Here is a 15,222-nt window from a genome sequence, read left to right on the forward strand (position 1 = left end):
AAGGAAATTAATGATTATACAGGTGAAATTAATTATGCTGGCCTGTTTACTTCAAGAAATACAACAGTCACTTTTAGTGACGTACAACTTGAAGTTGAGGAGCAAGAATTAATTACGAAACTTGGAAATTTAATTAGTCGTGCTAAAGCGATTTCGAATGAAGACGCGACGTACACTGAAAGTTCATTTGCAATATTGCAAGAAGCAATTATTGATGCTGAAACTACTTATGAAACCGTAGACCCGGAGGATGTGAATACCTTAACAACTGCCATCGCAGCACTTCAGAAAGCAATCGATGGATTAGAAAAAAATGCTACTGAGCCGGAACCGGAACCGGATCCAGAACCGGATCCAGAACCTGAAGATCCTGAAATCGATCCAGGCGATACAAGTGGCTTAGATGGAACAGACGGAATGGTCGGATTTGCGACTATGAATGGTGGAACTACTGGCGGTGAAGGAGCGAACGCCGTAACCTTCACGGTTAACACAGGTGCACAACTTCAAGATTTATTGAACAAAAAGAAGAAAGAATATAAAGATGTGCCGATGAAGATTTATGTGAAAGGGAAGATTACACCGGAAAACTCTCCGGGAATCAGCAAAATCGATGTGAAAGAAATTAAAGATGTATCGATTCTCGGGATTGGCAATGAAGGAGAGTTTGACGGCATCGGGATAAAAGTTTGGAAATCTAACAATATTATTATCCGAAACTTAATCATTCACCATGTTCGAATCGGTGACAAAGATGCGATTTCAATCGAAGGACCTTCGAATAATATTTGGGTCGATCATAACGAACTTTATAATAGTTTAGAGGTCCATAAAGATTATTATGATGGTTTGTTTGATGTGAAAGATAACTCGGAATATATCACTTTCTCCTATAACTATGTTCATGATTCATGGAAAACGGGACTTGTCGGATATTCAGATAGTGACCGATTCGACCGAACACTTACGTATCATGGGAACTATTTTGAGAATGTTAATTCGCGGGTGCCAAGTTATCGAGATGGCCATGCGCATATTTTTAACAACTATTATAAGAATGTATTAGAGTCTGGTATTAATACTAGAATGGGTGCCATTGTAAAAGTTGAGAAAAATGTGTTTGAAAATGCGGTTGATCCGATTGTAAGTCAGTATAGTTCAGAAGATGGTTATTGGGATGTAGATGATAATTTATTCATTAATAGTACGGGTAGCATGCCTACCACTTCCACTGGGGAATTTACACCGGCCTATGAATATGATCTTCTTCCTGTGAATGAAGTAAAGGAACATGTATTAGCGAATGCGGGTGCCGGTGTATTGAACGGTGACGGCAGCAATGTTGGTGATGGTGATGATGAGGATGAAGAAACACCAGGAGAGCCAACAGATCCAATCATTCCGCCAAATGAAATCACTACAGTTTATAGTGATTGGTCCGGAACGGTTTTCGGCGATGTCGGCGGGCAGGACAAAATAACGAAGGATAACTTTGAAATCATGGAAAGCGAAGACAATACCGATACGGTGTTACTAAGGAGTTCGGGGAACCGTGGTAAAATTTCTTCAAGTTCAGATGGAATTGCTTATTATTTTAAACAAGTTCCCACGGATGCGAACTTTGAAATTACAGCAACGGCAACAGTCGAAACGTTTGATGCGAATAACCAAGTATCATTCGGCGTTATGTTGCGCGATGACATACATGCTTATTTGCATGGAATTGAATACGGGGTCGGCGATTATGTTGCTGTAGGTGCGCTTGATCAGAACATGAAATCATTTACTAGATTAGAAGGGGCACTTTCTAAAGTTGATTTTGACAATGCGATTACCCCTCCGTCAAGTGGTGAAGTTTATGAGTTAAGTGTAAAGAAGAGCGGCAATCTAGTCACTGTTAAAATTGGCTACGAAGTAAAGGTAATCGAGAATTTTACAGGTAATATCAATTATGCAGGGCTCTTCACTGCACGAAACGCAAGAGTTAACTATACGAATGTTAATTTGGCAATTGAAGGTGAAGTTGAGCTAGGGGATTGGGAATTTAGTGTGTTCGGTGATAATACGAATGATGAAAGAAACCCGGATCCTATATTAAATGAAGATGGTTTAGTTACTTTATATGCGGCGGGTGGTAAAATTTCTAGTTCTGTCGATGGAATCTCTTTCTATCATAAAGAGTTGCCAGCTAACGCGAACTTTGAAATTACTACGAAAGCGACCGTTCATAAATTCGGAGCGAATAATCAAGTGTCATTTGGATTAATGGTTCGTGATGAAATCGGTGAGCATAGAAATTCGAGCGGTCATGAATCGAATTATATTGCCGTCGGTGGTTTGGATCAATCTGTAAAAGGATTTTATAAGCATGGAACACAAACAAAATTGAATCCATTCGATAGCAATATCCCGACGCCGGGAAGCGAATATGATTTAACGATAAAGAAGTCTGGCGATACGTATGTTGTATCCGTGAACGGGGAAGACAGTGAGCCGCTAGTACTGGAAAACCTGTTTTCTGATGAAATATTTGCTGGCATCTATGTTGCAAGAGATGCGGAAGTTACGTTTAGCGACACAGAAATTAAGGTAGATAATCGAAAAGTCGAAAGTCTATTTATTGATTCGGATAAAATGAAAACTGATTACTTAGTTGGAGAGGCGCTCGATGTAACAGGACTTGTCGTTACTGCGGAGTTTTCAGATGGAAGTTCAGAAGTGGTTTCGGATAAGGATTATATCGTTACAGGATTCGATAATCGTGTAATCGGCACAAATACGATTGCGATTAACTATAACGGCGTTTCTGCGGCGCTTGATTTAGAAATACATGCGTTAACGGTTACCGATTTAACAATTAAATATTACCCGGTAAAAATGACGTATTACAAAGGTGATTCATTTGATCCCCAAGGTTTAGTTGTTGTTGCCACTTATAATGATGGTTATAAAACAGCTAACCTATCAGAAGAACAATATAGTTTTTCTCTAGATGAAGGATATGTATTTGAAGAACCCGGTGATTTTCCAATAACGATTACCTCAACGGAAACGCCAGAGCAATCAATCGATTTTGATGTTTATGTTAAAGATGCAGACTTAACGGCATTAGAAATTAGAGATGTACCTGCGAAAACGCTTTATTTCATCGGCGATGATCTGAACTTAGCAGGCTTGTCGGTGTATGCCAAGTATAGCGATGGCAAAGAAGTTCGGTTAACGCGGGATGAATTAAGTGTGTCTGGCTTTGATTCGGAAACTGTGGGAACTAAAACGATTTCGATTTTGCATAAAGGACAGGAAGTATCTTTCCCGGTTACTGTTAAGGTAAAAGAAGTGGAAGGAATCGAAGTGACGAATTATCCGAAAACTACTTATACGATCGGTGATGACTTTGAAAGTAGCGGATTAGTCGTTTCGAAAGTCTATCATAATTCGGATCGGGATATCTTGCCGGAAGCCGAATATACAATTGATACAGCTAATTTTGATAATCAAACAGCCGGAACTTATAGTATTCGGATAGTTCCCGCTGATTCCAATCTAGCTTTGATTGATTACAAGGTTACTGTCAGAGAAAAAATAGAACCTGAATGGAAACAAATACGATTCGGCCAATCATCTTCTACAACTAGTAACTATATTGAAGTGCTAGAAGACGGCGCGATTAAACTTGTCGCACTTGAAGGCGGCGGAAAAATCACAGGGGACCACGATGGAATCACATTCTACTATACGGAAATTGATGCTGAAGAAGATAACTTTGTATTGTCTGCGGATATTAAAGTAGAATCTTTCGCGAAAACGCCATATGATGGTCAGGAATCTTTCGGAATTATGGCGAGAGATGTGAATGGACCAGCAAATGATTCAAGCGTATTTGCTTCCAACATTGCAGCAATTGGCGGGTTTAGCGGTGGAACACGCGAGCCGATTGGGACTCAGGTTTTTGCGAGAATGGGTGTCGTCGATCCTGACGGGGAAGGCAGTCAAGGCATCCAGAAAATCATGTTGGATCCGACAAGGCCAGATGCGAATAATACTGCAGAGAATTATCGACTCACACTTGCAAAAACGAATAGTGGTTTCATCGGTAAAATAAATGATGGGCAAGAGGAAATCATTTATGAGCCTGAAATTTTAAAAGCGCAAGACGGAAAAATGTATGTCGGTTTTTATACGGCACGTTTAGCTACGATTGAAGTTCGTAATATCGATTTGACAGTTACAGCTGCTGCGACGGACGCACCGAAAGTATCGCCTCCAGCCGTAGCAGTAACACCTGAATTGGAAGTAATGTCTTTGGGCAAGGTTTCCAAAACGGATTATTCATTACTCGTTAAATCGAATGTTAATGGAACGGTAACGGTTAAAAAAGGACAAGAAATCATCGCGGAAGATGCGGATGTAGAAGCAGGGAAAGTTGTTGAGATACCGACGATGATTACTGATAATGCGGATACTAATTTTAGCATCGCTTTTATACCTGACGATACACAGTATTTAACAAATTATAATAAAATCGTTCGGAACTTTACAGTAACGATGAAGACTTATGCGGAAGATGGCAATATTTATGTTTCGCCAGTTGGAACAAGTGCGAGCGAAGGAACTAAGGAATCTCCACTTGATCTAGATACCGCGATTGAATTTGTAATGGAAGGGCAAAAAATTATTGTCCTTGAAGGTCATTATGTTCGTACGTCTTCACTTGAAATCAAAAAATTTAATGACGGAACAAAAGATGCCATGAAATACCTTATTTCTGATCCTGATGCAACTGAACGCCCGCTTATTGATTTTGATAAAAAATCTGAAGGCGTCGTGCATAGCGGTAACTACTGGCATGTTGAAGGGATTGACTTTGCACGTTCTGCCGGTAATACGAAAGGATATACGATAGGCGGAAGCCATAACACGATTGAAAATATCCGAACATTTGAAAACGGCGATACAGGTCTTCAAATTAGCCGTACGGATGTTTATGAAGAAGATAAATCGAAATGGCCATCGTATAACTTAATTCTTAACAGTATTTCGTTCGATAATAGTGATCCGGCTGAAAATAACGCCGATGGTTTTGCGGCAAAACTAACTTCTGGTGACGGAAACATCTTCAGAGGAACAGTTGCTTACAATAATATCGACGATGGTTGGGATTTGTATACGAAAGTTGGAACGGGTGCGATTGGTGCCGTTCTAATCGAAGACAGTATTGCATTTAACAACGGAACATTGTCGAACGGTCATGTGGGCAGTGGCGACAAAAATGGATTTAAACTCGGCGGGGAAGGCGTCCATGTTCCGCATGTCATTAAAAACAGCCTTGCTTTTGGTAATGGGACGACTGGCTTCGCGAGTAATAGTAACCCGGGCGTTATTGCTGAAAATAATATTAGTGCGGATAATGGCACGAACTTGGGCTTTACAACTTATGGCGGAATCCCAACCGATTTCACAATCAATGGTTTCATTTCCATCAAGACGTCTGGTACGTCTAAGGATAGTTACCAAGCAGCATTGGAATCAAACCGAAACTATCTATTTAATGGATCGAAAACGGTAAACAAATCAGGAGAAGAACTTTCGGCTGAACACTCGGCCGACATTCTCGGTGGTTTCGAGGATCTCTTTAATTTTGATGAACAAGGCCGAATTCTTTCAGTTAAGGAAAATCAGTGGGCCACTATTTGGGACATATATGATGAAGTTGTCGGATCTGAAGAAACACCAGTTATTGATGTAACTGAGTTAGAAGAATTAATTGCACAAGCAAAAGCGATTTCAAATGACAAAAAGAAATATACAGAAACGTCATTTGCAGCATTACAAGATGCCATTGAAGTAGCGGAAGCAGCACTTGAAACGATTGCTACTGAAGATGAATTGAATGTAGCGATTGCAGCGTTGATAGTTGCGATAGATGGATTGAAGAAAGCAACTGGTAACGGAAATGGAAACGGCAATGGCAATGGTAATGGAAAAGGAAATGGAAATGGAAATGGAAACGGCAATGGCAATGGCAATGGCAATGGAAACAGCAATGGCAATGGCAATGGAAACAGCAATGGCAATGGCAATGGAAACAGTAATAGCAATGGAAACGGAAAAGGCCACGGAAATCGCTAATAGCGGAATGAAGGATGCACTGACAAAGTAAGTAATAAATAAACCAGGAACCTACGAAGGTTCCTGGTCTATCTTTACTAAAAGGAAGGTTTATCTATGATGAAAAATAAAGTTACAATCTATTTAGCTGCAGACTCCACGGTCCGTGACTATGATTCAACTCGATTCCCGCAAGCAGGATGGGGCCAATTCATCGCGGACTATTTAACCGACGAGGTAATTATCAAAAACCACGCAGTTGGTGGTCGAAGCTCCAAAACATTCATCACAGAAGGGCGTTTAGCCAAAATAGAAGATGAAATAAGCGCGAACGATTATCTTTTCATCCAAATGGGACATAACGACTCAACAAAAGATCGACCAGAACGCTATACAGAACCATACGGAAGCTATAAATCCTATTTACAGCAGTATATCGACGTAGCCAGAGCTAAAAATGCAATACCGGTTTTAATTACGCCTGTAGGCAGACTTCACTATGTAAATAATGAATTCTTAACGGACTTTGGTGACTACTGCAATGCAATGAAGGAATTAGCCGAAGCAAATGATGTATTCCTCATTGATTTGATGAAAAGAAGCATTTCCTATTTAACTTCAATCGGCTACGTAAATGCAAATGGGCTATATATGATTTCAGTAAACGGAACCGACTGCACACACTTCACCGTAAAAGGCGCAAACGAAATGGCGAGACTCGTTAGTGAAGGCATGAAAGAATCGGCAAGTCTAGCAATGTATGTGAAATGAATAGTAATGAAATAGTACAAGTGAGTCAACACAATAAGAAAATTTCACTAAATGACTTTCTATATTAATGGAATCTGCAGTTGATTGAAGTGTAGGGGGGCGACTCCCGCGGAATCAGCGAGACGGGCGAGACCCTGCAGGAGCGTAGCGACGAAGCGGCTCGGCGCTCGCCCGCAGGAAAGCGCCCCCCGAAACGGAAATCAACGGTCTAATAAAAAATCCGAGTACAGGAATTAATCCAGTACTCGGTTTTTTATTAGACAACCCTTAAACTATCTACGTTTCTCTTTCAACATCTGTTTATCCCTAAACCGATCACTCATCCTATAAATAATAACACTAACAATAATAAATCCAGCCAACTCGCCTAATGAAGCAGCAATCGAGCCGTTTATGCCGTTTAAATGCGGCGAAATTCGAACGAAGAATAGCAAACTTACAATCACGACAATAATATTCCCAACCTGTGCAAGAAGCATTTTATTTGTCTGTCTATTCAGCATTAAAAACCCATTCAGAAAATCGACCCAAGGAAATACCAGTGTTTTAATGATAAAAAACTTTAACACCGCAATCGTTGCCACTGACAACGCCTCATCAGCACCCATAATCACACGCATATACACCATTCCTACCGGCGTATAGCATAAAATACATAATAATAGCGTCGGTAAAATGCTTACGACAATCAGAAATCTGACCACTTTTTGTTTATTATGTTCGTAAAATTGCAATACGAGTTGATGTGTATACATGAAAAATCCTAGAATCATATTCGTAATACTAAAAGCCAACGCAAATGACGCAATTCCCATTTCAAGATCATGTGACTTCGCCAATAAAATATAAATGACGGGTATCAAAATTGTTTGAAGCAGAAAATAATACATCATCGGAAAATAAAACTTAGAAACATCCGCCTGCGTTAATTGGTAAGGATCCTCAACATTCAATTCTTTTCTTAAAAACAAATTCCCTTTGTACACACTCACCAAACATTCCACAAGCATCCCCACGAGAAAAATAATCGCGCCGCTAACACTCGTAATATAATCAAAATGAACAAACAGATAAGCCGCGATAAACATCGCGATAAGACGAGCGACGACCCCAATCGTTAACCAGTTGGTCGCTAACTGCGTAATAATAATTCCTTGATACAGCCCGCGAATTCCAGAAAAAATAATGACTAAAAGAACGACTTGAAATGTAATGGAAATCGCTTTTACCATATCGGGCGTAGCACCGAAAATATTCGTATACATCCAACCGCCTATGGGGCTAAACGCCACTCCGGCACTCAATAGCATCGTCACGACTAAAACATATATGAAGAATTTGCCGAGTAATTTAAATGACTTCCGATCAGTCACCAATGCCGATGAAGTTTGTCTGAAAACAATCATTGGTCGTTCAATTATGCCGAATAAAGACAATGCCACCGCATAACACGCAATGATAAAAACAGCATTTTCGCCTCTACTCAAAGTACCGTTAATAATTACATGTGTCACTGACGTCAAACTTGCCGAGACCCCTAGCGGAATAAAAAAAGCGCTTAGCTGCCTGTACGATATGCCCTTTATTGATTGCAAAAATAAAAACCCCGTTTCTATTTGATGAATGAATGATGAAATCGTTTTCAATTACTCTATTATCCTGTATGAATGTTCTTGCACTTTCATTATAAATCAGATACTATATAAATAACAACGTTGTTATTTTCCGTTGTCTAATAGAATAACTATAAATATACTATAAAGGATTGATCTCATGGAGCACTTATTACCAACGATTGATTTATTAGCAGAAGGAAAAATAGCTTCTGATTCAACTGGACTTAAAGTATACAAAGCATCATACACAAATAGCGATGATGTGCATTTATTGATGGTTAAAGATCAAGCGGAAAAATATATTTTAGCAACTGGTACCGGCCAATTATACGATGACTTAGAAGGCACGAGCATTGGTGGAAAAGGGAAGGCATGTCCTTTAACTTATGAAAACCGTCTCGTTCTAAATCGTTATTTCGATTATACAGCACCCCGTGCATTTGGCACTGAAATTGCAACAATCGGTTTAGGCGACCGTTTGGGATTAGCTTCACCAGGACATATCGAAACGGTTCAAGGTAAAGCAATTAAACCTGTTCTTGCACAACAAAGTATTCGCGAGTTGACACTGACAAATCGCTCAATGACAGATATGTTAGACGCTGCTGCCTTCGCAGTTTTCCAAGAAGGCTATAAAGGCGGATACGGTGCTGACGGAGACCATATTAAAGAAGAATCCGATATCAAATATGCTTTGTCATTAGGCGTATCAATGATTACACTTGACTGTTCAGATCAAATTGACAAAACAATCGAAGAAGCGTCAGATGAAGTCATCGCGTCGGAATTTAATAACGTACCTGAAGACGTTAAACAACGCTACTTTGATAAGTATTTAAACAAAGCATTTGAAGTGAACGGCTTGTCACTGACATTTGATGAAGCCTCATTGATGAGAAACATCTTGCTTTACGATGAAGCAATTTCGTACACAACACATGTCTACAATGAATACATTAGCAAAGAAGACCGCGCCATCGACTTTGAAATTTCGATTGATGAAACTGAAACGGTTACTGCACCGATTTCACACTTCTTCGTTGCAAATGAACTCATCGAAAGAGGCGTAACAGTAGTTAGTCTAGCGCCAAGGTTCTGTGGGGAATTCCAAAAAGGAATCGACTACATCGGGGACGTTGAACAATTTGAAGTTGAACTTCGTGAACACGCGCTGATTGCAGAACACTTTGGTTACAAACTAAGTATCCACTCGGGCAGTGATAAGTTCATGGTATTCCCGATTATCGCGGAATATACAAAAGGCGTTTTCCATGTGAAAACTGCTGGAACGAACTGGCTTGAAGCAATTCGAGTGATTGCGAATGTGAATCCAGGTCTATATAGACGCATGCATACATTCGCACTTGAAAACTTTGAAGAAGCGCTGAAGTATTACCATGTAACGCCAGATTTGGACAGCGTCGCTTCACTTGATAGCGTTTCAGACGATCAACTTGCAGAATATATGAACAACGATGCAGCCCGTCAATTATTCCACGTCACTTACGGTTTAATTTTAACGGCTAAAGACGAAAATGATGAATTTGTATTTAGAGACGAGTTCTTCAAAACACTCGACGAACACGAAGATGACTACCGCGCGGCACTTGTTAAACATATCGGTAGACATATTGAATTATTGGGATTGTAAGATAGCTCGAGAATAGAAAGATGAGAGAACAATTTCTCATCTTTTTTTTCATACAAATAAAAAACTTGAAATGTAAAACGCTTACATCTATAATGAAGGTGTCAGTTAGTTTGTCGGTCAAATTAAAGCGAAGTAAAATAGATGAAGTAAGCTCAGTTGACAATTGTTTGATGTAAACCTAAGCTGAAGATATAGAGTATTCAAACTAAGTTGAACCGTTGTCTTTAACGTATTATGGTGCATATACAATAATAACAAGAAAAGTGGGGCGAAAGAAATGAACGAAACAACTATTCAAAAGAATCTTGAATTAGGAGAAATCCTTTCTGGCATGGGACGCGTCATGGTAGCATTTTCTGGTGGAGTCGACAGCGCTTTAGTTTTAAAGAGAGCGCAAGAAGAACTAGGAGACCAAGTGTTGGCGGTTGTTGTTGCATCAGAACTATTCCGTAAGCAAGAGTTTGAAGATGCGGTTAAACTTGCAGAAGATATGGGTGTCGCTGTTTATAAAACAGAAATCAAAGAATTAGACAATCCGGATATCGTTGCTAACACTCCGGACAGTTGGTATTACAGTAAGAAAATGCTTTATACGCATTTGAATGAGCTAGCGGAACGCATGGATTATCCTTATGTTTTAGATGGCATGATCATGGACGATTTAGATGATTTCCGTCCGGGCATGCGCGCAAGAAAAGAAGCTGGCGCACGCAGCGTATTGCAAGAAGCAAAGATTTATAAGAAGGAAGTTCGCGAACTTGCAAATGAATTAGGACTCCCAGTATGGGATAAGCCTGCATCATGCAGTCTCGCATCAAGAATTCCATACGGCATCGAAATTGATAAACAAAAAATCGAACAAGTTGATCAAGCTGAAATCTTTTTAGCGAAAATCGGTTTCCCACAAGTCCGTGTTCGTCACCATGATAACGTAGCGCGAATTGAGGTAACTCCTGAAGAAATTACTAAATTAGTCGAGCAACGCGATAGCATCCATTTAAAGCTTAAATCACTTGGCTTTACTTATGTTTCACTAGATTTACGCGGATACCGCACAGGTAGCATGAATGAAGAACTGCCTGAGAGCGTACTGAAAAGCGTCTAACGATTATAAGCACTTCACTATATATTATGGTGAAGTGCTTTTCATTTCGAATAAAAATTAGCGGCATTCAGAACGGGAAAGATGATTATCAATATTTTTTGGTTGCTCGAATAGCCTGTTAAGGCGTATATGTGCAAATGATTGTTGACGAAGAATTGGTTAAATGATATTCTATAATTAGGTGTTTGTTTAGTCGGCAAACAAATTAAGTGGGTTATAAATACGGCTTTCAGTTATTTTAAAACAGACTTTGTAAGGGCTTTCACTTTATTATACGATAATTAGTTTTTTTACTATAGAGAATTAGGAGTGGATCATGTTATGAGTATCATTGACGAACTTTTAAAAGACATTCCAGTACCGAAAATGGCGAAGGTTAAGCAGACATTCGACAACGAACAGTTGGATGATGTTGATCAAGCATTGCAAGATGCATTGAAGCAAGAGGAAATTCGAAAAACGGTAAAGCCTGGAATGGAAATAGCTGTCGCTGTAGGAAGCCGTGGTGTTGACAAAATTGTCGAAGTGACTGCACGCACGATAAAGTTTTTACAAGATCTAGGTGCTAAACCGTTTATCGTTCCAAGCATGGGAAGTCACGGAGGCGCATCAGCAGAAGGACAAATCGCTGTTTTAGCCCATTTGGGTGTTACAGAAGAATCGGCTAACTGTGAAATTCGCTCGTCTATGGAAGTTGTAGAGATTGGAAAATTAGAAAATGGATTGCCTGTTTATGTTGATAAATATGCATCTGAAGCAGATGGAATTGTTGTTATCAACCGGGTAAAACCACATACTGCATTCAGAGGAACTGTTGAAAGCGGCATTATGAAGATGATCGCGATCGGTTTGGGTAAGCAAAAAGGTGCAGAAGCATGTCATCAGCTCGGATTTGAACATATGGGCAAACATATTATTCTAATGTCGAACATGATTCTCGAAAAATTGCCTGTACTTTTCGGTGTTGCAACGGTTGAAAATGCTTTTGACAAGGTTGCGCATGTTGAAGTATTGCTTCCGGATGTCATTGAATCGAGGGAAACTGAACTTCAAAAAATGGCGAAAAAGCTATTGCCGAAGATTGATTTCAAAAATATCGACGTTCTGGTCATTGATGAAATCGGTAAAAACATCAGTGGGGACGGCATGGATCCGAATATTACGGGACGTTATCCAACGCCTTATGCGCACGGCGGACCTGAAGTGAATAAAATGGTTGTTCTAGACTTGACGCCTGAAACTGAAGGAAACGCGAATGGTGTCGGAACTGCAGATTTCACGACACAACGTCTAATCGATAAAACAGATTGGGATGCGACGTATGCGAATGGTCTCACATCAACAGTCGTCGCACCAACGAAAGCTGCAACGACGTTGAAGAATGACCGCCTAGCTTTAAAAGCAGCGATTAAGACTTGTAATATTTTCGATTTCACTAAGGTTAAAATGGTACGCATCAAAAACACATTGGAACTTAGCGAGATTGAAGTGTCGGAAGCTTTATTGAACGAAGTTGAAAGTAATGAAAACCTAACGAAGGTATCAGAGCTATATGAATTGACGTTTGATGATGAAGGTAACTTAGCGTAAACGCTGAACTATACAGATAGAGGAGATTTTACAATGGGAAAATTATTTGATTTGACTGGGAAAACAGCTGTTGCAATTGGTGGAAACAGCGTATTGGGGTCATCCATGGTTAAAGGATTGGCGGACCAAGGCGCGCAAATTGCTGTAGTTGGCCGTAATTTAGAAACAGCGGAGAAAGTTGTACAAGAAATTATCGGAAAAGGTGGAAAAGCGAAAGCGTTCCGCGCAGATGTTGTTTCAAAGGAATCACTTGAAAACGTAGCAACTGAAATTGAAGCGTGGTCAGGCGGTTGGGATATTTTATTGAATGCGCCGGGAACGAATAGTCCGACACCGTTCTTTGAAATTGAAGAAGATGAGTGGGATCATATTTTAGATGTTAACTTAAAAGGCATCATGTTAACAACGCAAGTATTTGCGAAGAAAATGATTGATCAAGAAAGAAAAGGCAGCATCATTAATATTTCATCTGTATCTTCAACGACACCGCTTTCTAGAGTATTTACGTACTCTGTTTCAAAAGCAGGCGTTAATAATATGACACAATTTTTGGCACGCGAATTTGCGCCTTACGGCATTCGTGTCAATGCAATTATTCCTGGATTCTTCCCAGCGGAGCAAAACCGTAAAATCTTGAGTGAAGAAAGAATCGAATCCATCATGGGCCATACACCGATGAATCGTTTCGGTGATCCTGAAGAGTTAGTCGGTACGGCAGTTTGGTTAGCATCCGACAAAGCATCTAGCTTTGTTACGGGAACGCTGATTCGCGTTGACGGTGGATTTGGAAGTATGACAATTTAAGTTTGAACCTAAGCTTTGGAGTAAAATCCAAAGCTTCTTCTTTATTAATATTGAATTTTTATATGTGGAAGGGAAGAAATCACAATGAAAAAAGATTTAGTGCTCGCATTAGATATTGGAACGACAAGTGCAAAAGCGGTACTTTTTGAATTAGATGGGAAGTTAGTTGCGTCGGCTGAAAGAATGGTCACTTCTAATTATCCCCAAACAGATTGGGTCGAACAAGATCCTATTGAAATTGAAAGGGCTTCTGTCGGTGCTATTAATGATTGCATGAAGAAGTCGAATCGTAAAAAAGAAGATGTGTTAACGTTAGGGATTTCTTGTGCCATGCATTCATTGATTTGTGTGAACGAAAACTATGAACCGCTTTCTCAAGCTATAATTTGGGCAGACGGCCGAAGTAACGAGCAAGCCAAAAACCTTAGAGAAACCGTTGGCGATAGCATTTATGCCAATACGGGACTTCCAAATCATCCAATGTCACCGCTAAGTAAATTGCTTTGGATGAAAGAAACGAATTTCGAACCGTATAAACAAGCCGGCTATTTTATTTCCGTAAAAGAATACGTTCTTCAAAAGTGGTTTGGTCGCAGCATCATTGATTATTCAATGGCATCCGCTACAGGGTTATTTAATATGAAGACATTCGATTGGGATGAAGAAGCACTCGAACTCGCGGGTGTTAACAGAAACCAACTTTCGCGGATTGTGCCGCCGACAGAAATGCTTACTAGAATTAAAGAGGATATTGCTGAAGAGATGGGTATTTCAAGTGAGATGCCATTTGTCATCGGTTCTGCAGATGGTCAATTGGCGAATCTCGGAAGCGGGGCCATTAATCCGGGCGAAGTGGCGATATCCGCTGGGACGAGCGGAGCAATTCGACAAATGATTAAAGGTTTTGAAGTCAGTGATAGCCAAGAAACATTTTGTTATGCTTTCACTGATGAATTGTCAATCCTCGGGGGACCCACAAATAACGGTGGAATCGCCTTGCAGTGGTTGAAAGAACTTATCGATTATCAGGGCAGCTTTGACGAATTAACTGCAGAAGCAGAGAAAGTTGCTCCAGGTGCAGAAGGCGTGTTGTTTTTACCGTATATTAACGGGGAAAGAGCTCCGATATGGAAGCAAGAAGCTAAAGGTAACTTCTTTGGACTTTCCATTACACATAAAAAAGAACACTTAGTTCGTGCTGTTTTGGAAGGGATTACGTATAATCTATACCATATCGGGAAAGCGCTTGAAGATAAGGTCGGCGAACCCGAGAAAATATTCGTCAACGGCGGTTTAGCTCAATCTCCACTATGGGTGCAAATGCTTGCTGATGTATTTGGGAAAGATGTCTATGTATCCGAAAGTCACCATAGTGCGGCTTGGGGAGCGGCATGGACAGCGTTGGTCGCGATGGGTAAGGTGGATTCATTTGAAGAAATCAAACAGAATATCCCGATTGAAGCGATCATCAAACCAAATCTAGATAATCATAAAATCTATGCAAAAGCATTTGAAAAGTATAGTGGAATTGCGAGCGACTTATCGAAGTACTTTTAACGTAATAGAGGGTGAAAATA

8 protein-coding genes and 1 pseudogene are annotated in these 15,222 nt (G+C 40.0%); 8 read left to right on the top strand and 1 reads right to left on the bottom strand.

Annotated features, from left to right (window positions below):
• Positions 1–417: 417 nt before the first annotated feature.
• From JSQ81_RS17540 to JSQ81_RS17550, 3 genes and pseudogenes are all read left to right on the top strand, one after another.
• Positions 418–1,326, top strand: a pseudogene (locus tag JSQ81_RS17540) (polysaccharide lyase family 1 protein); the annotation flags it as partial.
• A gap of 1,308 nt (positions 1,327–2,634) precedes the next feature.
• On the top strand, positions 2,635–6,129 hold the full coding sequence (locus tag JSQ81_RS17545; RefSeq protein ID WP_249336745.1) for a right-handed parallel beta-helix repeat-containing protein: 3,495 nt from the start codon (positions 2,635–2,637) through the stop codon (positions 6,127–6,129).
• Positions 6,130–6,225: 96 nt separating this feature from the next.
• Positions 6,226–6,879 carry a rhamnogalacturonan acetylesterase gene (locus JSQ81_RS17550; protein WP_371812449.1) on the top strand — a complete coding sequence of 218 codons (654 nt, stop codon included), beginning with the start codon at positions 6,226–6,228 and terminating at the stop codon, positions 6,877–6,879.
• 272 nt (positions 6,880–7,151) lie between these two features.
• On the opposite strand, the gene JSQ81_RS17555 is transcribed toward JSQ81_RS17550, so the two are convergent.
• Complete coding sequence (locus tag JSQ81_RS17555; protein WP_212605288.1) at positions 7,152–8,525, bottom strand: multi antimicrobial extrusion protein MatE; 1,374 nt, start codon at positions 8,523–8,525, stop codon at positions 7,152–7,154.
• Positions 8,526–8,652: 127 nt separating this feature from the next.
• Here JSQ81_RS17555 and JSQ81_RS17560 point away from each other — a divergent pair, with 127 nt between their 5' ends.
• The 5 genes from JSQ81_RS17560 to JSQ81_RS17580 all read left to right on the top strand — a co-directional run bounded on the left by JSQ81_RS17560 (position 8,653) and on the right by JSQ81_RS17580 (position 15,202).
• Positions 8,653–10,146 carry a tagaturonate epimerase family protein gene (locus tag JSQ81_RS17560; RefSeq protein WP_212605289.1) on the top strand — a complete coding sequence of 498 codons (1,494 nt, stop codon included), beginning with the start codon at positions 8,653–8,655 and terminating at the stop codon, positions 10,144–10,146.
• Positions 10,147–10,423: 277 nt separating this feature from the next.
• Entirely contained in the window at positions 10,424–11,251 is an 828-nt protein-coding gene (larE, locus tag JSQ81_RS17565) for an ATP-dependent sacrificial sulfur transferase LarE (RefSeq protein ID WP_212605290.1), read from the top strand.
• Between the two features lie 321 nt (positions 11,252–11,572).
• Positions 11,573–12,841, top strand: coding sequence for a nickel pincer cofactor-dependent isomerase, group 22 (locus JSQ81_RS17570; protein WP_212605291.1), 1,269 nt, complete (start codon positions 11,573–11,575; stop codon positions 12,839–12,841).
• A 33-nt stretch (positions 12,842–12,874) separates the two neighbouring features.
• Positions 12,875–13,645, top strand: coding sequence for an SDR family oxidoreductase (locus tag JSQ81_RS17575; protein WP_212605292.1), 771 nt, complete (start codon positions 12,875–12,877; stop codon positions 13,643–13,645).
• An 84-nt stretch (positions 13,646–13,729) separates the two neighbouring features.
• Positions 13,730–15,202, top strand: coding sequence for a gluconokinase (locus JSQ81_RS17580; protein WP_212605293.1), 1,473 nt, complete (start codon positions 13,730–13,732; stop codon positions 15,200–15,202).
• The last annotated feature ends 20 nt before the right edge of the window (positions 15,203–15,222 follow it).

Origin of the sequence: Sporosarcina sp. Marseille-Q4063 (assembly GCF_018309085.1) — a bacterium.
Lineage (GTDB): Bacteria > Bacillota > Bacilli > Bacillales_A > Planococcaceae > Sporosarcina.

What these genes read in the sequence shown, in the direction of transcription:
- JSQ81_RS17580 (WP_212605293.1), top strand. Translation starts at nt 13,730, where the DNA reads ATGAAAAAAGATTTAGTGCTCGCATTAGATATTGGAACGACAAGTGCA.
- JSQ81_RS17560 (WP_212605289.1), top strand. Translation starts at nt 8,653, where the DNA reads ATGGAGCACTTATTACCAACGATTGATTTATTAGCAGAAGGAAAAATA.
- larE (WP_212605290.1), top strand. Translation starts at nt 10,424, where the DNA reads ATGAACGAAACAACTATTCAAAAGAATCTTGAATTAGGAGAAATCCTT.
- JSQ81_RS17575 (WP_212605292.1), top strand. Translation starts at nt 12,875, where the DNA reads ATGGGAAAATTATTTGATTTGACTGGGAAAACAGCTGTTGCAATTGGT.
- JSQ81_RS17550 (WP_371812449.1), top strand. Translation starts at nt 6,226, where the DNA reads ATGATGAAAAATAAAGTTACAATCTATTTAGCTGCAGACTCCACGGTC.
- JSQ81_RS17545 (WP_249336745.1), top strand. Translation starts at nt 2,635, where the DNA reads ATGAAAACTGATTACTTAGTTGGAGAGGCGCTCGATGTAACAGGACTT.
- JSQ81_RS17570 (WP_212605291.1), top strand. Translation starts at nt 11,573, where the DNA reads ATGAGTATCATTGACGAACTTTTAAAAGACATTCCAGTACCGAAAATG.